Source organism: Anabaena sp. EIM26, assembly GCF_057568715.1.
Genome location: NZ_CM172472.1, coordinates 907,906 through 929,595, shown reverse-complemented (window position 1 = coordinate 929,595; position 21,690 = coordinate 907,906). Strand labels below are relative to the sequence as shown.

General features: G+C 38.6%; 11 protein-coding genes and 1 pseudogene. 6 read left to right on the top strand and 6 right to left on the bottom strand.

Annotation, left to right across the window (positions count from 1 at the left end; all coding sequences use genetic code 11):
• Window positions 1–7 precede the first annotated feature (7 nt).
• A complete protein-coding gene (locus AC012T_RS03905) occupies window positions 8–4,513 on the bottom strand; it encodes a type I polyketide synthase (RefSeq protein ID WP_487063279.1) in 4,506 nt (1,501 codons plus the stop codon).
• A gap of 855 nt (window positions 4,514–5,368) precedes the next feature.
• On the opposite strand from AC012T_RS03905, the gene AC012T_RS03900 reads away from it, so the two are divergent.
• The 5 genes from AC012T_RS03900 to AC012T_RS03880 all read left to right on the top strand — a co-directional run bounded on the left by AC012T_RS03900 (window position 5,369) and on the right by AC012T_RS03880 (window position 14,290).
• Window positions 5,369–5,614 (top strand): acyl carrier protein, encoded by a 246-nt coding sequence (locus AC012T_RS03900; protein ID WP_015217390.1) that lies wholly within the window; start codon window positions 5,369–5,371, stop codon window positions 5,612–5,614.
• A gap of 24 nt (window positions 5,615–5,638) precedes the next feature.
• The gene (locus tag AC012T_RS03895; RefSeq protein ID WP_487063277.1) at window positions 5,639–7,195 is read left to right on the top strand and encodes a benzoate-CoA ligase family protein; all 1,557 of its coding nucleotides are present in this window, start codon (window positions 5,639–5,641) and stop codon (window positions 7,193–7,195) included.
• Between the two features lie 120 nt (window positions 7,196–7,315).
• Entirely contained in the window at window positions 7,316–8,638 is a 1,323-nt protein-coding gene (locus AC012T_RS03890; RefSeq protein ID WP_487063275.1) for a salicylate synthase, read from the top strand.
• A gap of 258 nt (window positions 8,639–8,896) precedes the next feature.
• Window positions 8,897–10,396 (top strand): 3-oxoacyl-[acyl-carrier-protein] synthase III C-terminal domain-containing protein, encoded by a 1,500-nt coding sequence (locus AC012T_RS03885; protein ID WP_487063273.1) that lies wholly within the window; start codon window positions 8,897–8,899, stop codon window positions 10,394–10,396.
• A gap of 414 nt (window positions 10,397–10,810) precedes the next feature.
• On the top strand, window positions 10,811–14,290 hold the full coding sequence (locus AC012T_RS03880) for an amino acid adenylation domain-containing protein (protein WP_487063271.1): 3,480 nt from the start codon (window positions 10,811–10,813) through the stop codon (window positions 14,288–14,290).
• 35 nt (window positions 14,291–14,325) lie between these two features.
• On the opposite strand, the gene AC012T_RS03875 is transcribed toward AC012T_RS03880, so the two are convergent.
• The 4 genes and pseudogenes from AC012T_RS03875 to AC012T_RS03860 all read right to left on the bottom strand — a co-directional run bounded on the left by AC012T_RS03875 (window position 14,326) and on the right by AC012T_RS03860 (window position 18,356).
• Window positions 14,326–14,865 carry an inclusion body family protein gene (locus tag AC012T_RS03875; protein ID WP_487063269.1) on the bottom strand — a complete coding sequence of 180 codons (540 nt, stop codon included), beginning with the start codon at window positions 14,863–14,865 and terminating at the stop codon, window positions 14,326–14,328.
• 107 nt (window positions 14,866–14,972) lie between these two features.
• Window positions 14,973–15,305, bottom strand: a pseudogene (locus tag AC012T_RS03870) (AidA/PixA family protein); the annotation flags it as partial.
• Window positions 15,306–15,843: 538 nt separating this feature from the next.
• Complete coding sequence (locus AC012T_RS03865; protein ID WP_487063267.1) at window positions 15,844–17,193, bottom strand: DEAD/DEAH box helicase; 1,350 nt, start codon at window positions 17,191–17,193, stop codon at window positions 15,844–15,846.
• Window positions 17,194–17,375: 182 nt separating this feature from the next.
• A complete protein-coding gene (locus tag AC012T_RS03860; RefSeq protein WP_487063265.1) occupies window positions 17,376–18,356 on the bottom strand; it encodes an NAD-dependent epimerase/dehydratase family protein in 981 nt (326 codons plus the stop codon).
• A 604-nt stretch (window positions 18,357–18,960) separates the two neighbouring features.
• Here AC012T_RS03860 and AC012T_RS03855 point away from each other — a divergent pair.
• Window positions 18,961–19,377 (top strand): hypothetical protein, encoded by a 417-nt coding sequence (locus AC012T_RS03855; protein WP_487063263.1) that lies wholly within the window; start codon window positions 18,961–18,963, stop codon window positions 19,375–19,377.
• A gap of 476 nt (window positions 19,378–19,853) precedes the next feature.
• On the opposite strand, the gene AC012T_RS03850 is transcribed toward AC012T_RS03855, so the two are convergent.
• A complete protein-coding gene (locus tag AC012T_RS03850; protein ID WP_487063261.1) occupies window positions 19,854–21,329 on the bottom strand; it encodes a glycosyltransferase family 39 protein in 1,476 nt (491 codons plus the stop codon).
• Between the last annotated feature and the right edge of the window lie 361 nt (window positions 21,330–21,690).

Here is a 21,690-nt window from a genome sequence, read left to right as displayed (position 1 = left end):
TGTCAATTTATTTTTGTATTTGCATTTTCTGTCTACGCATCTCACCACGAGAACGTCTTTGTTGCAGTGCAAATTGTTCTTTTTCTTCTGGATTTAATAATTGAGCAAGTTGACTAACTGTCGGAGCTTCAAAAATACTGACTGTGGATAGTTGAATATTAAACTCTTCTTGAATTTTGTTAATAACTCGAATACCGATTAAGGAATGACCACCCAATTCAAAAAAATTATCATAAATTCCTACTTTTTCAATTCCTAAAACTTGTTGCCAGATATCGGCAATGATTTGCTCCATTTTATTACGAGGCAAAACATAAGAATTATTCAGATAAGGACGAGGATAAGTTGGTTGGGCGGAATTTTCTCCTGTAATCGCCTCTTCAAAAATAGACTTCATACTAGCATATTGAGCTATCGTTTCTTGTATATCTTGGGTAGCTACAAGAATTTGAGATATGCCATTTTCTAGAATGCGATTGAATGCTTCCATCCCTTCTTTAAGAGTGATACCATTCTTGAGAACTTCAACATGAGACTGTTGAAATCCATACTCTACTTGCAGATTCACTGCCATTCCAACTTCTTGCCAAACATTCCAGTTGATAGTTATGCTTGGCAGTGATGAGCATTGAGCAAATCTATCCAAAAAAGCATGAGCAGCAACATAATCTACGTGTCCATATCCACCCGTAAAAGCTGTGATAGAAGACCAAAAAACTAAGAAGTCTAATGGCACATCTTTGAAGATGGCATCAAGTACTAATGTTCCTTGAATTTTCGGCCCAAATACGGATTTTAACATTGCTGGTGTTTTGAGTTGAGCCAAACCTCCACCACGGACTCCAGCTGCATGAATTACTCCATGAATTGCACCAAATTTTGCGTTTATTTGAGTTACTGCTGATCGCATTTGGACTTGATCAGCAACATCAGCACTCAAAACTAATACTTCTGCACCAAGTTTTTCTATTTCTTGTAGTTTGCGAATCTTTTGACTAGAAATATCTTGTTCATCATGGGTTACTAGCCAATTTTCCCATGCTGATTTTTCTGGTAAGGTTGAACGCCCAATTAAAGCTAGTTTTGCTTGTGCTGTCTTGGCTAAATATTCGGCAATTCCTAAGCCTAAACCTCCAAGTCCACCAACAATTAGATAAACTCCTTTTTCTCGCAGTCGTTTTGTCTCTGCTGTCTTTTCTAAAGGTATTGCTGCAAAGGTTTGTACCCAACGATAGTTATTTCTATAAGCAATCACATCTTCGCTATTATCTGCAACAATTTCTACTATTAATTTATCTATAAGTTCATTTTCACCTGATTTATTAATGACAATATCAATGCTACAACAATTTATATTTGGCTGTTCTTGGGGAATGACTTTACAGCCACCTAAAACTGTAGCTTTTTCTGGGTGAATATTTTCATTACCTATCACCATTTGGATATCACTAGATATAACGCTAATTTTCAAAGATTCAGTAATCTTCTGTTTAGCAATTACATAAGATAAATTGAGTAGGCTGTATAAACCTAGTTCTTGAGATTTCTCAAAGGACTCATGGGGATTAAGACTCCATAGGTGAGCAATTAGAGGTATTTTTCCTAATTGAGATATTTTCTGGAATAATTTCTCATAGTCCTCTCTAACTTGCGGATTGATTGTATAGACTTGCTCGTTTACCTGAGAGAAGCAATTGCCAATTTTAATTTGAATAACTTCGTGTTGGTAGTGAGTTTTTAAGCGTTGACAAAAAGCATCACCAAAGCCAGTATTATCTACAAAAACTAGCCAAGAAACATTTGCTGTTGCTAAATCTTGTGTAGGTATAATTGAACGTTGCCAAGACGGAAGGTAAAACCAATCATCTAGTTTTAGTCTTTGGCTGTGATGATTGCCTTGTTGTGGTGGATCAATCCAATAACGTTGGCGCTCAAAGGGGTAAGTTGGTAATGGTAGACGATCGCGTTTTTCATGCTGATAAAATCCAGACCAATTGATCTGTACTCCTGTCAACCACAATTTACCTAAAGTATTGAGCAAAAATCCCACATCAGAATGTTTTTCCTGGGGATGACGCAAGGAAGAAAGTATGACTCTTGCAGATGCTTGTTGTTTAGTTAAGGTGCTTAATGTCCGTCCTGGGCCAATTTCTAGAAAAATTGATTCTGCATTTTGTAGCAATTGAGCAATTCCTTCTGCAAATCTTACACCTTGGCGTAAATGTTGCGCCCAATAATTGGGATCTGTGGCTGCTTCTGCTGTCATCCAAGTCCCGGTAACATTGGAAATAAAGGGGATTTGTGGGGGATGAAGTTTGATTTTTTTAACTGCTACGGTAAAAGGCTCAACTACCGCTGCCATCATTGCGGAATGGAAGGCGTGAGAAGTATGTAGCCGCCGATATTCTATGCTTTTGGCTGTGAGTTGTTGTTCTAGTGCGGCTATGTCTGCTATTGTTCCAGATACGACACTCAATGATGGTGCGTTGCTGGCTGCTAAAGAGAGGTTTTCACCTAAAAATGATTGCACTTTTTGAGCAGGTAAGCTGACGGAAAGCATCGCTCCTGCTGGTAGTTGTTGCATCATCTGCCCACGAGTTACTACCAGTGATAAAGCGTCCTCTAGGGAGAAAACACCAGCGATACAAGCTGCTACATATTCCCCTATGCTATGACCAATCATGGCTACAGGAGACACTCCCCAAGATATCCACAATTTAGCTAGGGCGTATTCAATGACAAATAAGGCTGGTTGAGTAATAGCTGTTTGCTGTAATTGCTGGGTTGCTGTTGGAAGATCTGTGTCAGTTGGATATAAATAAGAGCGTAAGTCAAGGTGGAGATGATTTTGAAGATAGTCAAAACAGCGATCGCACTCTTCCCTAAATATAGTCTCCTGCTCATAGAGTTCTTTGCCCATGTTGACATACTGCGATCCCTGTCCTGTGAACATGAACACTACAGAGCGCTCACTAGATGCCAAAAGTTCGTTATCAACTGATTCCAGCTTTTTAACTACATCCTCAAGATTCTCTCCCACTACCATCCGTCGATAATTGAAGTCTTGACGACCAATTTGCAAGGTATATGCAACATCAGCTAAGTTCAAATCTGGATGCTGTTTTAAATATGCCGCCAAATTTTTGGTCGCTGTTGCCAAAGCAGAACTAGTTTTAGCAGACAGTACCAATAACTGCTGTTGACGAGCAGAACTAGAGGTTTCTAAAGGAGGTGCTTCTTCTAAGATGACATGGGCATTTGTCCCACCAAAGCCAAAGGAACTAACCCCAGCACGACGAGGACTATCGTTAGTTTTCCACTCCAGAAGTTTTGTGTTGACGTAAAACGGGCTATTGTCAAAATCAATTTGGGGATTGGGACTCTCGAAGTTGAGGCTGGGTGGTATAAGTTTGTGGTCAAGTGCTAAAACTGTCTTGATTAAACCGACAATTCCCGCTGCTGCATCTAAATGTCCAACATTGGTTTTCACTGAACCAATAGCACAATAGTTTTTTGCGTCAGTGGTAGCGCGAAAAGCTTGTGTCATCGCCGCAATTTCAATGGGGTCGCCTAAAGCTGTGCCGGTACCGTGAGCCTCAACATAGGTAATGGTTTCTGGCTCAACTTCAGCCATGATTTGGGCTGTGCGAATAGCTCTGGTTTGACCCTCTTGACTAGGTGCTGTATAACCAACTTTGTCAGCACCATCGTTATTAATGGCAGAACCTTTGATGACTGCGTAAATACGATCTCGATCTGCGATCGCATCTTCTAATCTTTTTAAAACTACAACCCCAATCCCATTCCCCCCTACAGTACCATTCGCCCTAGCATCAAAGGCTTTACAATGTCCATCAGCAGCCACAATTTCATCTGGCGATAAAGTTAACTCGTTTTGCGGTACTTTGACTGCAACACCAGCCCCTAAAGCCATATCACATTCGCCACTCAACAAACTTTGACAAGCTAAATGAACCGCCACTAATGAACTAGAGCAAGCTGTTCCTATACTGACACTCGGACCCGTAAGATTTAATTTATAAGAAACGCGACTAGCAAGATAATCTTTATCAACACCAACCAAAGTTTGTAAAAAGCCTTTTGATTCTATCCAGCCTTGATTGGGAATTAAGTTATAAAGCAGGTAAGTACCCATACCCACACCAGCATAGACTCCTATTGGTCTAGTTTCTAATTGCGAGTTATAGCCAGCATTTTCTAAAGCTTCCCAAGCACATTCTAAAAATAAACGCTGTTGAGGATCTATTGCTTCCGCTTCTCTAGGATTGAAACCAAAAAAAGCAGCATCAAATAATTCTACATCGCTCAAAATTCCACCAGCTTTAATTTTTTCTTCTGTGTCTGTTTTAGCTAATTTTGTATTTGTAAAAACTGAAGTTAACTCAACTCCCGTTTTCAGATTTTCCCAAAATTCCTCAATATTATTGCAGCCAGGAAACCGCCCAGCCATACCAATAATTGCAATCTCTAAACCATTGTGCTGAAAATTCATAAAAGTTAGTTGTGGAAAAATTTTTATAGTGGAAACTCGATGTATCAGATCAAATTTCCCTCTTAATAGCAATTTTGTGTGAGGCTGCACATAATCATGAAATCCCTTGATTAATCCATCTTTAGGGATTTTCAGGAAATAAATTATCCAATCTTGTGGGATGGGCTTACTATGGCTAACGCCACGCTACGCTATCGACAAGCTCAGTACAAGTCTAGCCAGTCCGGATTTAAGGGTAGACAAAATGCTTACCCCACAAATGAAAGTTATTTTTATTAGAGTCTCAATTTTAGGAATCTTTCTGAAACCTAGATTTACACCAAAAAGCTACTTATTGCAAGTAACTTTCATTAGATTAATACAGGTAAACAATTTTGGCAAGCCTAAATTCAGAGAATATAGGTACAAAAAAATTGGTGTTCCGGTATATTCTTGTGCAGAATGCCGTCTATGCAATTCTTTCAGCTTCTTCGGCAAAGTATTTTTACCTAAATTATCTGGAAAAAAGAGTTGTAATTCCTGAAAAATCGAAAATTTATCTTTTTTAAGATTTTGCATCTATCTTAAGACATAGATAAAACAATATATAGTTTATAGTAATGTATCTACTGTTACAGTATAACTAGTTTCTATGTAATATTGATTGCAAATGCAATTAATTACCATTAGAGTATCTACAGACATAATTGAAAATTAGTTGCATTAATTAGCTCAAATCAAATTGTTTGTTGCCAGCGTCAGCTACTAGCAAACACCCCAGGCATCGTCCAGGGAGTCTTTTGCAAAAGGTCTAATTAAATACAGCCAGAAATCTGCGCTTGACTTCGAGTCATCAGCTGGGGAGTTTTTTGCGTCATGGATACCTTAAATGTGATGAATACCCTGAAAACAATACTGACTGATTTAGGTATTCCCGAAGAATCGCTGTGTGAAGACACCTTTTTAAGCAAAGATTTACAGATTGATTCCGTAGAGACAGTAGAAATTGCTTTGGGACTAAAACGAAAACTAGGGGTCAACATCAAACTAGAAGCTTGGCAAAATATGACATTGGCTCAAGTCTGCAATGTAGTCGAGGCGGCGATCGCTAACAAAACCTAATATTTAGCCTAAAAGGAAAGTTGGATGGACAGTATTTCTGAACTTTTGCCTCCATTATTTAACGTTGCAGCTTATTTTATAGAAGGCAATTTAGCCCAGGAACGCAGCGAGAAAACAGCATTTTACTATCAAGATCAGACTTATACTTACGCTCAAGTGGGTAGTTTTGTCCGACGCACGGCTAAATTACTTTCTTATCTTGGTTTAGAATCAGAAAACCGCATCGCAATTCTTGTGCCAGATACACCAGAATTTATCTTTGCCTTTTGGGGTGCTATTTGGTTAGGCGCTGTTCCTATCCCCATTAATACCGCCTACAATGCTGATGACATTCAGTATATTTTGCAAGACTGCCGTGCTAAAGTTTTACTCACAACCCAAGAATGGCAACAAAAATTAGCTCCTATCCAGTCACCGTATTTGCGAAGTATTCTATCCATTGATGGGGAAAATTCATTTTTATCCCAACTAACCCAGCAAGACGAATTACTAGATTGGGCGAAAACATCGCGGGATGAACCAGCTTTTTGGCTTTACACTTCTGGTAGTACAGGACGACCTAAAGGTGTAATTCATCTCCATCAAAGTATGGTGGTTTGTGCAGAACAGTACGCTAAAAACACCCTAGGTCTGCATCCAGATGACATCACCTATTCAGTTGCGAATATGTCCTTTGCCTATGGCTTGGGTAACACCTTATATATGCCAATGGCAGTTGGTGCAGCAGCTGTACTATCGAATGGTAACAATGCTTTTGAAATTATTACCGACATCCAGCGATATCGACCGACGGTACTGTTTGGAATACCCAGTATTTATGCATCTATTCTCGCTGTTGATGAAATCTCACCTTTAGATGTTTCTTCTTTGCGTTTATGTGTATCCGCTGCTGAACAACTACCCAAAACTATTTGGCAACAATGGCTGAAAACTTACAACCTCGAAATTTGTGAAGGTATTGGGACTACAGAGTTTTTACACATATTTCTCTCCAATCGCATAGGAGAGTGTAAAACAGGAACTTCCGGTCGTCCAGTCCCTGGTTACGATGTTGAAATTGTTGACGACGATGGTATTCCTTGTCCTCCAGGCACGATTGGTAACTTACAGGTGAGTGGAGAAAGCCTGATGTTGGGTTATTGGAATCGGCTATCGCAAACGCGCAAAGCTATTTATGGACATACTATGCGGACTGGGGATAAATATGTGCGTGATGCGGATAATTATTTCCGATTCATCGGGCGATCTGACGACCTATTTAAGGTCAATGGTCAATGGATATCACCTATAGAAATTGAGGATGTCTTGCATCAACATCCCCAGATTTTAGAAGTAGCTGTAGTCCCAGAATCTGAAGGTGGTGAACAGTTAACTCAAATTGTGGCTTATGTTAGCCTCCAGTCGGGACAGGAAGCATCACCTGAATTAGAAAATAGTATTCGGAGATTTGCTAAACAGCAATTACCTCACTTCAAGGCTCCAAAAATAGTTCGCTTTGTAGAATGTTTACCCCGCACTGCAACTGGTAAAATTCATCGTCATTTATTACTCAAACAACAAAATCTTGTTCTTAATTCCTAATTCATAATCACGTCAATTTTCCTGATAACACACACTTCTCTCTTTGCGACTCTGCGCCTCTGCGTGAGATAGAAAAAATGTGTCTAATCAACTCAGATATTATCAAAAAGGATCAAATTAATGGTAGCCGAATTAAAGACTGAAATAAAGTATCACGAAACATTTATACCAGGTCAAAGAGAGCCAATTCTGGTTTTAAAGAATCTGCTAGAAGCTGGGATTTTTTCTAACTATGTGATGTATGAAGGTAATAATGAAGTTCGGATTGCTGGTAATGAACTTGTTAGGGTTTCGGTAAGCCAAGATTCTGTAGTAATTAATGGTTTAGGAAAGTTTCATTCTGAACCAGTCAGCGATCCTTTGAAACAAGTAGAGACTTTGCTCAAGTCTTTGGATATTAAAAATTGGACGGCTTATGGTTATGTTGCATTTGATATAGCTCGTTTTTATTCAGGATATTCTAAAGCAATTTCTCAAGAACTGCTTTATTTTTTGATTCCTGAAACTGAACTACGCTTTACAGAAACAGGAATTCATATCAAGACTACTAAGTCGTTAGAGCAGATTGAACAACTATTATTTGTTGAGACTTTTTTACCAGATTATGAATTGACTTCTTTAGTAGTTGATTTTAGCGATAACGAAAATTACAAAAACCGTGTTGATAATTTAATTACAGCAATTCAAAACGGTGATTTGCAAAAAGCAATTATTTCCCGTTCTGTGAAAGTAACGGGCAATTTAGATATTTTGGGGACTTATGTGGTCGGTTCTAAAGCCAACAATTCGGCGCGTTCCTACTGTCTGAATTTAGAAGATATTCGTGCTGTCGGTTTTAGTCCTGAAATTCTCATGCAGGTAAATGAAGATGGTTTTGTAGTCACAAATCCCCTCGCAGCAACTCGACCTCGTGGTGCAGATGTAGAAGAAGATACACGATTGAGTGGTGAACTGTTTACAGATGCAAAAGAGGTGAAAGAACATTCTCTTTCTGCTTGGTTAGCACAAAATGAGATTACTTCACTTTGTTTACCAGAAACTGTGCGAGTTTTTGATTTCATGGAAGTCAAAAAGTACCGTTGTGTACAACATCTATCCTCACGAGTTGGTGGTCAACTGCTACCAGGAAATACTTTGTGGGATGCTTTGAAAGTTTTATTTCCTGGAATTACTGTTTCTGGAATTGATAAAAAACAAGCCTTAGAATGGATTAACAATCTAGAAGACGAACCGAGAGGAATTTATGCTGGTGGTATTGGTTGGGTAGATAGTAATGGGGCGGCAGATATTGCAATTGCTATTCGCTCAGTTTACCAATACGGCAATAAAATTCATTTGAATGCTGGTGCGGGAATTGTTGCCGAATCAGTTCCAGAAAAAGAGTACATTGAATCAGTTAATAAGATGAATACGATGTTAAATAACTTAGTTTTGGAGGACTAAAAAAATCAGAATACTTATTGACGATTCTAGGGTATATTATCACCATTGATTACGGCATCATCAAAAATTTAGGACTTACGCACAACACAACAAAAGTAGGGGTAATACCCTTCGGGAAGCAAGCTACATGAATTACCCCTACGGAAGAATCAGGTTTTTGGTCACATCTTGCATAAGTCCTGAAATTGAAGGTGCGTTAGTCTGCTGCATAATACACCCTACTTTTTCAACTTGTTACTATTTATAAATAATTCTGTTATGAACAATTGTCCAGTAGGTATTCGCTCACTTGCAGTTAGCTTTCCTAGTATCATCCGTACAAATGATTATTGGCGTAATAAATACCCTAATTTGTTCGCTAAAGAAAAGCTCAGAAAAACAAGAGTTGCTCCTGCGATAGAATCTACTTCGGACAATAACGGGATTGATATTTGGTCACAAGAAGTAGCACCTTATTTGTCTGATTCATTTCGGGGGAACGTTGAGCGTCGAGTGCTTGGTGAGGATGAGTCATCATTAAAGTTGGAGTGTGATGCTGCAAAAGATGCGATCGCATCTGCTAAACTCTCCCATCATGAAATTGATTTGTTAATTGTAGCTTCACTCTTTAGCGAACATATTGGCCCTGGTCATGCCTCTTACCTCGCTCACCAACTAGAATTACAATGTCCCGCTTGGAATTTAGAATCCACCTGTTCTAGTGCCTTAGTGGCTTTAGAAAATGCTCATGCACTGGTGCAAGTAGGAGCATACCGCAATATCTTAGTAGTTGTTTCCCAAATCGGATCTAACACTGTTGATGAAGAAGATACCCTCTCTTGGTCAATGGGTGACGGTGCTGGTGCTTTTGTAGTTGGGTTGCTGAAACCGCAGCAAGGAATTCTCAGTAGCAAAATTGTTCATACTGCTGAAACTTGTGGCGCTTACGTACATGAACTGGTAACTGATGCTCAAAAACAACCGCAGATACGTACTCGCACGGGAACAAACGCCAATACCCTCGCCGAAACAGCTGTAGATTTTGTCCGGCAATGCTGTAATGCGGCTGTGGCTGCGGCTGGTGTCACCCTTGAGCAAATTGATTTTTTTGCCTTCAATACTCCAACTGCTTGGTATGCCAGTGTTTGTACTAGAGCTTTAGGTATCAATCCAGAGCGCACCATTAATCTCTACCCCCGATATGCAAATATTGGGCCTGTGCTTCCCATTGCTAATTTGTATCACGCTGTCCACACAGGTAAGATTCGTGAAAATGATTTAGTTCTTGTTTATACAAAAGGTGCAGCAGCAACTGCGGCAGCAACCGTGATGCGTTGGGGTGATGTGGCATTGGGTCAAGTTCCGGCTGATCCCATCAATGTAACTTGGGAGAATGAGACAGTTAAGCCAGCAAAAATTAGTAATTTATCAATAGCACAAAACAACTTTGATCGAGAAAAAATTCTCGCTGCTGCAACTGATTCACAACAGCAAATGTTGGAAATGTATCTTTTAGAATCCATGAGTAGTTTATTACAAATACCTTTAGAAAATTTAGACAAAAGACAATTTTTTGCGACATTACTTGATTCCTTAATGGCAATTATGTTGAAGAATAAAATTGAATCTGATTTACAGGTAAAAATGTCATTAAATCAATTTTTAGGTGAACAAAATATAAATACATTAGCAACAGAACTGCTCAATCAATTAGCTTTATCAAAATTAATTGCTAAAGCAGCAATCACCACAGAAGAAAGAGAAATATTGAGTTTATAGCCTAAGAGTATGTTTGAAAAGTGTTCGCTGATGTATTAGAGAATGTTTGAAAAGTTTAGGGACGTATAATTTGTCATTCTGTTCGCGTTCACGTAGTGTGCCGTAGGCATAGCGTGGCGTTAGCCATGTGGAGTCTTACGCAACGAAGAATCTGGAGTTTAGCCCACATACTGAGATGCTACGTTCCTCAGCATGACATGGAAGGAGACTTTTCAAACAGCCTCTTAACAACTTTAGATCCTCTAAAAATTAATAAGAAGCGTACAATTAAATCCAAAATTTTGCGCTTTCCCTGCGGGACGCTACGCGAATGCGCCTTTGCGTGAGATTATCCTCTTGAAAAATCGTGCTAGAAGCCCATCCCACAAGATTTGATAATCTATTTTCGATACTGTAAAATATTTGGTTAAAAATATGAACTTACATTTACTGTTAAATAATCTTGCTCACAAAGGTGTAAAACTATCTGCTAATAAAGATGCACTTTTAATTGATGCACCCAAGGGAATAATTACACCAGAATTGCGCGATTTATTAACTGAGCATAAAGCAGATTTGCTGAGATTGCTGCATCAAAATAGTCAGGATGTTAACGATACAACTTTACCAGTTGTTGTACTAAAACCAGAGCTACGTTATGAACCTTTTCCCCTCACTGATATGCAGCACGCATTCTGGGTGGGTCGTAGTAATGTATTAGATTTAGGCAGTGTTTCTAATCATGGTTATTACGAAATTGAAGGTCATGATTTAAACCTAGAAAGATTAAATTGGGGATTGCAAAAACTAATTTCACGACATGATATGCTGCGGTCTGTAGTGTTAGCAGATGGTCAGCAGCAAATTCTAGAACAAGTACCCGTTTACGAAATGGAGGTTTTAGACTTAAGAGAAAAAGATGAAGAAACTGTCAAATTAGAATTAGAAAAAATTCGCGATCGCTTATCTCATCAAGTTCTCCCTGCTGACCAATGGCCTTTATTTGAATTTCGTGCTACCAAATTGGCTCAGGAACGTGTGCGGCTACACGTCAGCTATGACTTGCAAGTATTTGATGCTTGGAGTTTGTTTCGGTTATTTGATGAGTGGTTTGCACTGTATCAAAATCCTGATGCCGTATTGCCATCGCTGGATTTGTCTTTCCGGGATTATGTTTTGGCAGAGCGATCGCTACAACAAACAGAATTATTCAAGCGATCGCAAGATTATTGGTTCAGCCGTCTAGATAATTTCCCCCCAGCCCCAGACTTACCCCTAGCCAAAAATCCCAAACAACTCAAACAACATCGCTGTCGGCGCTATCAAGCATCCCTCCCCCAACCGGAATGGCAGCAATTAAAACAGAAAGCCGCACAAGCCGGTTTAACGCCTTCTGGAGTCTTATTGGCTGCTTTCGCCGAAATTTTGACCGTTTGGGGTAATAACCCCCAATTTACCATCAATCTAGCCCAATTTAACCGTCTACCACTCCATCCCCAGGTCAACGATATCCTCGGAGACTTCACATCAGTCATCCTCTTAGCAGTAGACAATTCCACCCCTGAACCATTTACCGAGCGATCGCGCCGCATCCAACAACAACTCTGGCAAGATTTAGAACACCGCTACATTAGTGGCGTGCGCGTAGTCCGAGAATTAGCTCGAAGAAAAGGCACAGGCCCCAGCGCCATGCCAGTTGTCTTTACCAGCACCTTGGGTTTCAGTTCCTTAGGACAAAAAACCATGACCTTTAGCCATTTTGGCGAATTAGTTTATGGTATCAGTCAAGCTTCTCAAGCTTGGATGGATGTACAAGTTTGGGAAGAAAAGGAAGAATTAACATTCAACTGGGACGTGGTAGAAGAACTTTTTCCGGAAGGACTAATTGCAGATATGTTTGAGGCTTATAAAAACTTTCTCAAACTGTTAGCTACCTCCGAGTCAGCTTGGCTAGTTACTTCTCGACAATTAATTCCTCCGGCTCAATTAGCATACCGAGAAGCAATCAATTATACCGCTGCACCAATTTCTGAAGAACTCCTACACACTTTATTTGCAACTCAAGCACAGCAGCGAGGAACAGAAACCGCAATTATTTCCGCCCAGCGTACCCTAACTTACCAAGAGTTATATCAACTATCAAATCAACTTGGTCATCGACTGCGCCAACTAGGAGTTACTCCTAATCAATTAGTTGCCGTATTCATGGAAAAGGGATGGGAGCAAATTGTCGCAGTTCTGGGTATTTTAGCCGCTGGTGGTGCTTATGTTCCTATTGATCCCCAATTACCCCAAGAACGCCAGAATTATCTTCTAGAAAACAGTGAAGTACAAATTATTCTCACTCAATCTTGGTTGCAGAAAAAATTAGCATTGCCATCACAAATGCAATGTTTATGTATAGATGGAGATGAACTAGCAACCGAAAGTAAACAGCCACTACAACCAGTACAAACACCAGATGATTTAGCTTATGTGATTTATACATCAGGTTCTACAGGTTTACCCAAAGGAGTGATGATTACTCATCGCAACGTCGTTAATGTCGTTGTCTATACAAACCAAAGATTTAACATCGGTTCTCAAGATAGTATCCTCGCGCTGACAGCCCTTAACCATGATTTATCTGTGTATGACATCTTTGGTTTATTAGCCGCTGGTGGCAAAATTATCATCCCTGATGCTGAAGTGGTGAAAGACCCTGCACACTGGGCTAAGTTGCTGGTGGAACAACAGGTCACACTGTGGAATTCTGTCCCTGCCATGATGGAGATGTTGGTAGAATACGCCGAAAGTGAATCTATAGCCCTACCTACTAGTTTGCGTTTGGCAATTTTGGGTGGAGATTGGCTACCCCTAGCCTTACCTCGTTGTCTCAAAAGTTCAGTGAAAGGAATAGAAATATTAAGTATTGGCGGCCCCACAGAAACGACTATTTGGAATATTGGCTATTTGATTAAAGAAGTTAATCCAAATTGGCAAAGTATTCCTTATGGCAAACCTATGGCTAATTCCCAATATTATATTTTGAATACAGCTTTAGAAGATTGTCCGGTTTGGGTAACTGGGGAAATATACTGTGCTGGAGTACAGTTAGCGCAAGGCTATTGGCGCAATGAAGAAAAGACCCGTGCTAATTTTATTACTCATCCGCGCACAGGCGAACGCATTTACCGTACAGGAGATTTAGGTCGCTATTTACCTGACGGAAATATTGAATTTTGTGGACGAGCAGATTTTCAAATTAAGATTCGCGGATACCGCATTGAAGCTGGAGAAATTGAAGCAGCGTTAATGCAACATCCAGCAGTACGTACTGCTGTGATTACTGCCACAGGTAAAGATAATAGTAAAGAGCGTTTGGTAGCATATATTCTGAGCGAAAATCAGAACCCTCCAATTGAGGATCTGCACAATTTCCTCAGAGAAAAGTTACCAGAATATATGTTGCCATCAGCTTTTATATTTCTCGATCATTTACCACTTTCTGCTAATGGGAAAGTTGATCGTTTGGCGCTTCTAAATCAAGAAAGTTCATTCCAAGAATTTGCAGTTACTTATGTAGAACCCCAAAATGATGTGCAACAGATGATTGCGAAAATTTGGGAAGAAGTTTTAGGTTTAGAAAAAGTAGGCGTAAATCATAACTTTTTTGATATTGGTGGTAATTCTTTAACAATTACCAAAGTCTACTCTCAGCTAAAAAAATCTTGGCAGAAAGATTCAAATTCTTTATCAGTAGTTGACTTGTTTAAGTACCCCACAATTAGGCTTTTAGCTAATTATTTAAACCAAAATGAATACTCTAATTCATCAGCAAAAGCAGAAGGTAATGAATTAAATCAAAAATTAGAAGATGGTAAAAATCGTCTCAAACAAAGATTGACAAAATCATTAAAGGCTAATACCAAATAAATACCGTTTAGATTTATAGGAGAAACTCCTAACTCCTAACTCCTAACACCGAACTCAGGTTCAACGGTCATGGTCAAATTCCACTCAAAGTAGCCAAAGATATCGGGATGCCCAGAGTCAGCATTGCGGGTGTAGAGAGCAAACTGTACTCTGTAGTTTTCCGTTCCCCTGCTGATAACGCTGGCTTGGTAAAACCAAAATTCCTCATCCACGATTCTGCTTGGTAACATACTGTTTAGCGACTGGGGAACAACGGTTGACCTGGTGAAATTCTGGTAATTAAAAAGGCTAAACACCTGATTACCACTCAACTTCGGTAAACCGTAGACTAAAACAGCATCCTGAAAATTGTCAGAACCGGAAGTAGCAAAGACACGGCAGATATCACCAACGAAGGCAGTTACATTCAGATCCCCAGTTCCCTGACCAGAGTTAATTACTGTTCCTGTTGCGATCGTGTACCCGTAGTTGTGGCCAATTCCAGTGGGTCTATTCTGATCTTTACTAGGGTTGGGATAGAACTTCTTGACAGCATCCGTGTCGATTGTAATAAGAACGTTGATGGTTTTGCCCATGATACATCTTCATAATTTTTTGTGGCTTCTAGTGCTGGACTGAAATAAACGGTAATCTGAGCGTCCCACTGGTAGAGACCAGTGAAATTAGGCTCCCCATTTTCATCGCGGACATAGAGCGCTAGTATCAAGCTGTAGCATCCGGTTCCTTCGCAGGACACTTTGCATTCGTGCTGCCAGAACTCCCGCAGCACACTCCGGGCAGGCAATACGCTTTTAGATGAAGCAGGAACAATCTGTATTCGCTCGGTTCTCACGGTCTTGAAGTCTTGCAGAACGTTGTCACCCTGAGAATAGCGGATGTCCTGGATCACGACAGACTGCTCGAAGTTATTCGAGCCTGACGTGGCAAAGAAGCTTACGGTGTCGTTTACACAGGCAACAAGAGCGATATTAGCGCTATCCTGATTTTTGACCGCTGTGGCAGAGGTAACAATCATGTACTCATGATCACAAGCGATAGTTGTAGGAGTCAAGATATCCTCCTTTGGTTTGGGTCAAATGCATTCACCTTTTATCTCTAATAGTCAGAACTTACGCAACTGGCTTGCTTTGTAGGGTGCATCAGACTTCACAAATTCTGCAAATAAACAGATATTTGATATCTGACGTGGTTGGTGAGCTTGCGGAACCACACCATAAAATAGATGTTTGGTGTAACACGCAGCTTTAGTCCTAATAGTTTAGTTTTCAGCTAATTGCTTATTTGAAATATATCTAGCTTTTTAATTGAAAAATTCAGTTAAATTCAGTACTATAAAATACCTGAGTTCGGAGTTTCTCCTATGCCTACGGCACGGCTTCGCCGAACGGAGACGCTACGCGAACGGAGTTATGATTTTTAAGAGCGAGAGAATAAGGGTTTGAGACTCCTAACGGGGGCGAGTTTTCCACAAATTATCTTATGTCAAACTCAGGTACCTGTAGAGTTTTCAGATTTATTCAGCAACCCCTATTTAGACTAAATCACAAATTAATTTAGCGATCGCTTTTTTTACGGCGTGATGCAGATGAATTACCACCATACTTTTTAGCATCTGTTGCTGGTGGTGCTGCTTTACGTTTACCCGATCTTCGTGGTGCTGATTTACGTTTACTGGTAGAATCAGCCGTTTCTTGATCACGTCCAGGCTGGGGTTTGGGTTTGCGTCCATTTTGAATTGGTTCCGGCTTAATGTCGGGGTTGACTGCAAAACCAGCAACCACTTCTAATCTCAACGGTTGCTTGATCAGTTTTTCGATATCTGCCAACAAATGGAACTCATCAACACATACTAGAGAAACAGCTTCACCTTTGGCACCAGCGCGGCCTGTGCGACCAATACGATGGACATAATCCTCTGGGACATTGGGTAAATCGAAATTGACCACATGGGGTAATTCGCTAATATCCAGACCTCTAGCGGCAATATCCGTGGCTACCAGTACCTGTAAACTACCATTTTTAAATTTTGCTAAAGCATGGGTACGCGCCCCCTGACTTTTATTACCGTGAATTGCTAATGCTTGAATGCGATCGTCATTCAACTGCCTCACCAGACGATCTGCGCCATATTTAGTGCGAGTAAACACTAGAACTTGATACCAATTATCTTGTCGAATCAGGTGGGCAAGTAATTGACGCTTTTTGTCACGGTCTACCTGGTAAGCTCTTTGTGCGATCGTATCAGCAGTAACGTTCCGGCGTGCCACCTCAATCATCGTCGGGCGATTCAATAACCCTGAGGCCAATTCTTTGATTTTATCGGAGAAGGTAGCAAAGAATAGCAAGTTTTGGCGCTGTTTTGGCAATACCGACAGAATACGCCGAATATCACGAATAAAGCCCATATCCAACATTCGATCAGCTTCATCCAACACCAAAATCTCAACACGCGATAGGTTCACCGTCCCCTGTTGCAGATGGTCTAGCAGTCTTCCAGGAGTAGCAACCAGAATATCTACACCACTCTTCAACTGCCGTTTTTGAGGATTGATACTGACTCCACCGAATACCACTGTTGATTTCAACTTCAGGTACTTGCCATAATCATGCACGCTTTCCTCTACCTGTGCAGCGAGTTCCCGTGTAGGGGTGAGAATCAACGCCCGGATTGGTAGCCATCCAATAGCAGTGCTTTTAATGTTCTGGTCTGATGACAACTTATGCAAAAGTGGCAGAGTAAAACTTGCGGTCTTTCCCGTCCCAGTTTGAGCGCCAGCTAGTAAATCACCACCCGACAATACCGCAGGAATTGCCTGTATTTGAATTGGTGTAGGTTTAGTGTATCCCCTCTCAGTAACTGCACGAATAATTTCATTGGACAAGCCGAGATTAGAAAAAGACATAAAACTCCGTAAATAACATCGGCCTGTCGCTAATATCAGCGTCAGTCTTAGGCGGACGGATGGTTTGAAAGGCTGCATGGGCAACTAGCGCCAAGACTTCAGAGCAAATGCCGCAGCACTGAATTTTAACAGACTTTGACCATGAATTTACAGAAAATTGTTCAGGATGCTTTGTATTTTAATTATGAGGATTTCCGTGTCCCCTCTGAATACGGTCTGTTAATACCGCTAATTTTCAACACATCACTCATAGTTGCACAGTAATTTGGTAAGTCGAAACTGGCAGGATTAATGGTGTTAGCATAGGTAAAATGTCTATATTTCATGCAAAATCTATCCCATGCAGCCATTTGAATACGAAACAAAACAATAATCAAATTAGCTAATGATAAAGATAGAGGAATACGAAGGTAAATCTTTTTGCCTAAATAATCGCAGACTTCTTTAACCGCTTGGTTAACAGTTAATGCAGATTGACCCAAAACAAAACGACGTGGTTCCCCTTTTTCAGGTGGATAATCAATTAAATATTGAACAACAGTAGCAATATCGCGTCCATGAATAAAGTGAAAACTGCCATCTGCTTGTAAGAAACGAATTATATCAATATATTTGGTAACTTCGGGAATGCCTGTTGTCAGGTGAGAGTAAGGTTTGTTGTCATCACCACCTAAAACTAGTGTGGGAAAAACGGTGGTTATTTTGGGTGCAAGAGCTAATTTTTCTATTTTGTGTAAACAATCGTATTTAGACCGGATATAATCTGTACCGATTTCTCCAGCTTGTTTCATGGGTTGATTGTCATAATTTAAAACGCTTGCAGTTGAAAAATATATTACCTGTTGACATCTTTCTGGATTGAGTAGGTTGATTAACTCTAATGTTTTCAAGACGTTAATATCAAATATTCCTTCTCCACCCCATGAGGTAGCTGTTAGTACTGCCGTATCAATGGTTTTGAGTAAATTAGAATACTTACTAATTTCTTGCATATCGCCCTGCAAAACGGTGATACCAGGACGTGCAGCTGTATCAACTTGCAGTTTATTTGGGTTTCTTACAAGTAGGTATAATTCGTGATTGGTATTTTGAATTAAGGCCTCACTTATATAGTGACCGACACAGCCACTTGCACCAGTGATTAAAATCCGTTTTGTGGTCATGAAGTTTAATGTTTGGGTTGTTACAGGTGAATGATAGACGTTTGATAAACGTTTGATAAACTAAATATTAATCGAATTTACGGCAATTAACACACCTATCCAGACATTCGATACTGCTCGGTTAAGGCTACAAATTTGTTATATAGTAAGTTGGGTTGATGCAAGGAAACACAACATAATCAAGGCTTTTGTTAGGTTTTGCTGTCCCTCAATCCAACCTATATTTTCGATTATAGGGTGCGTCAGACCGCCTAAATCTAGTAAATAAACAGATTTTTGATATCTGACGTGGTTGGTGAGCTTGCCGAACCACACCTTGCCAATGTGCCAGTTACGTAAGTCCTGAAAAACTTTTAAAATAACCTCTTACTAGTTCCCATTCAGAAACCCAAAAAGCTCAGGAGGCTTTGTTAAAGTCTATCTGATTAGTCAAAAATGCACAAAATAATTGATAATAAAACTCCACAAAAAAGATGATCCAATCTTGTGGGATGGGCAAGATGCCCGTCCTTGTATTATTAGCGGGCAAGATGCCCGCACCACAAGAAATTTTAGGATATTTTTTTAATTGGAGAACTCTAATTTATAATTATCAATGATCAACATGAACAAACCAATTATTTGGATACATGGAGACTGCCTCAATCCCCAAAATCCGGTATTTCAAAAATATCCAAATGCTCCAGCTATTTGGGTTTGGGATGATGCTTTAATAGCAGAATGGCAACTGAGCCTCAAACGCCTGACTTTTATTTATGAATGTTTACTAGAATTACCTGTGGAAATTCGTCGTGGCAATGTGGGACAAGAGATTTTAAATTTTGCTCAAGAACATGATGCTAATTTAGTTGTCACTCTTGATAGTCCTAGTCCTCGTTTTCAGGAGATTTGTAATCAATTTGAAAAATATTTAAATTTAGAAGTTTTGGCAATAGAACCATTTTTTGATTATGATGGATTTATTGATTTGAAGAGGTTTTCCCGCTATTGGAAAGTTGCTGGGAAATATGTGTTTGAGTAGATTGACTCGCAAAGTTTTTATTCTCCTGACTTGGAGTATTCTCTATCCTGAATACTTACTATACTAAACACGGTTAGGACTTGGACTTTTCTAAAATTGGGAAAACCCTAGATGTGTAGGGGTAATTCATGAATTACCCCTACCTATAGAATCAAATGATTAAGCCGTTTTGAGTATAAAATTCTAGGACTTATGCACTGTACAAATTAATCATAATATGCTCTTACCAAAATAACTTATTTCAGGCTTTAATTAATGATGCTGTTACTGATAAATGAACCGTGGAGTAGGGGTAAAGCAAAAGCTTAATGGTGTCAACTTAAGCTCAAATCCTGATGATATCTCGTTCCCAGTCTCTGACTGGGAATGCTATTATAGAGGCTCTGCCTCTTTTTTCATATAAGGCAAAACCTTCTAAAATTCATTCCCATACTCTGTATGGGAACGATAAATTACGACAGTTTATAAAAACTGCTTTATTTATTTCCATTTAGATTTTGAATATTATTCCGAAGATAATGTTTTGTGGATTCGTCTACATAAATTTTTTGATAATTTTTGTCTAGGTAAGGTTTAATTAAATCAAAAATAATGAAAAATCTATTAATCAAAATTTGTTCTGGTTGATATTTTTCTAAAACATTTAATAAAAATTCCGAGTTAATATTTCCAGAATTTAATCTTTTCATAGAGATAACAGTTAGTTCTGGAGGAATATTAATTTGACTGTAAAATCCATACATTCCTATATCGGTAAATAACCATTTGCTTTGGTTTTTATAGGTGATAATTCTTTCTAAATTTGCAAATTTAAGTTGAGATTTTTGCACAAAATTATAGTTTTCCAATTGAATTACGCCTAGTTTAATGGGAATTACTAACAAGGTAAAAAAGATGGTAAACACAGCAAATTTAGAAAGTTGAATTTGTTTAAGTTTGGAAATTTTATTAGTATGATTATTTTGACTAAGTTTTACCAAAATCCCTTTAATTCCATAAGCACTTAACCATATTAAAGGTACAGAAACTAAAATTATATAGTGATACCAAATGGGTTTATGATTAAGAAAAACAAAGGTGATAATGATTAACCAAAATAGAGGAATTTTATAAATATGCTGTTCAGGTTTATTATCAATAATTTTGTTATCAAGAAGTAAATCAATTTTTATATTTCGGTATTTGAATCCTAATAAACTTAAGAGTAAAGCGTCAAAATTTTGTAAGTAGATATAAATTACATCTTGAAAACTGTTATGCTTAGAAAAGCTATATTTTAGGTTTGAGGAAATATGGAAAAAAAGTATTTTTTCTATGTTTAAGGATTGCGTAATAAAACTAATGATGATAAATGCTGTACTTAAAGATAGCAACCAAATAGAAATAGGAGATTTTAAAATATTGACAATATTAATATTAGTGATGTTGTTTAATGATATTTTATAGTAAGTTGCCCATAAGTAAATGATAATTACTGGAATCAGAAATATCATAATCATTTTTATCTGTAAAGATAAAGCGAATATTATTCCTGAGAGGATAATCCAAGATATTTTTAAACTCCTAGTATATAAAATTAATAAATAAATAGATAGCATTCCCAAGCTTAAACAAGGGATGCATTGCATAACGGAGACACTTAATCTTAAAAAATTTATGGAAATAATTAATAAAATTATGGTGATGATGGCGGTCAGTTTGCCTACGGATAAACGTAAAATATGGCTAAAAGACCAGATTAATAATGTTGAAAATAATAAAATTAATATTCTTGCGTTACTGATATGATCACCGAAAAAGTCCAGGTATTTAGAGATGATGATTGGGAAAAGAGGTGGTTGATCTGACCAAAATTGAGGGGAATTATTAATTATTTTTTGACTATATATATTCGCCTGTACAAGTGCAATTCCTTCATCTGAGTCAAACATGAAAACCTGATCGATTGGCATGATGATGAGAGTAAATATTATAAAAATAAAAGGAATAATTATGTTAAAAATATAAAATTCGTGGTTTTTGATCTTAAATATTTTTTTAATTAGGTTCATGTTTGAATGGTATTTTTATTTATGGTTTGGTTTTTGAATGAAGGTTGTTTAGCAATGCCCACCCTAAACACTATTAATTAAGGGTTCTGGACTGGAGTTTTTACAATAAGTTGATAAAGCAAGATAAGAGTATATCACTTCATCAGTCATTTTATTTTGAAGACTTGACAAGGTGCCAATATTATGATTTTTCGATGTTATGTAGCAATCCGATTTGATTTATGAGGAAGAGGAAACAGGAAAGAAGGCACAAATATGTGTA

What these genes read in the sequence shown, in the direction of transcription:
- AC012T_RS03905 (WP_487063279.1), bottom strand. Translation starts at nt 4,513, where the DNA reads ATGAATTTTCAGCACAATGGTTTAGAGATTGCAATTATTGGTATGGCT.
- AC012T_RS03900 (WP_015217390.1), top strand. Translation starts at nt 5,369, where the DNA reads ATGGATACCTTAAATGTGATGAATACCCTGAAAACAATACTGACTGAT.
- AC012T_RS03895 (WP_487063277.1), top strand. Translation starts at nt 5,639, where the DNA reads ATGGACAGTATTTCTGAACTTTTGCCTCCATTATTTAACGTTGCAGCT.
- AC012T_RS03890 (WP_487063275.1), top strand. Translation starts at nt 7,316, where the DNA reads ATGGTAGCCGAATTAAAGACTGAAATAAAGTATCACGAAACATTTATA.
- AC012T_RS03885 (WP_487063273.1), top strand. Translation starts at nt 8,897, where the DNA reads ATGAACAATTGTCCAGTAGGTATTCGCTCACTTGCAGTTAGCTTTCCT.
- AC012T_RS03880 (WP_487063271.1), top strand. Translation starts at nt 10,811, where the DNA reads ATGAACTTACATTTACTGTTAAATAATCTTGCTCACAAAGGTGTAAAA.
- AC012T_RS03875 (WP_487063269.1), bottom strand. Translation starts at nt 14,865, where the DNA reads ATGGGCAAAACCATCAACGTTCTTATTACAATCGACACGGATGCTGTC.
- AC012T_RS03865 (WP_487063267.1), bottom strand. Translation starts at nt 17,193, where the DNA reads ATGTCTTTTTCTAATCTCGGCTTGTCCAATGAAATTATTCGTGCAGTT.
- AC012T_RS03860 (WP_487063265.1), bottom strand. Translation starts at nt 18,356, where the DNA reads ATGACCACAAAACGGATTTTAATCACTGGTGCAAGTGGCTGTGTCGGT.
- AC012T_RS03855 (WP_487063263.1), top strand. Translation starts at nt 18,961, where the DNA reads ATGAACAAACCAATTATTTGGATACATGGAGACTGCCTCAATCCCCAA.
- AC012T_RS03850 (WP_487063261.1), bottom strand. Translation starts at nt 21,329, where the DNA reads ATGCCAATCGATCAGGTTTTCATGTTTGACTCAGATGAAGGAATTGCA.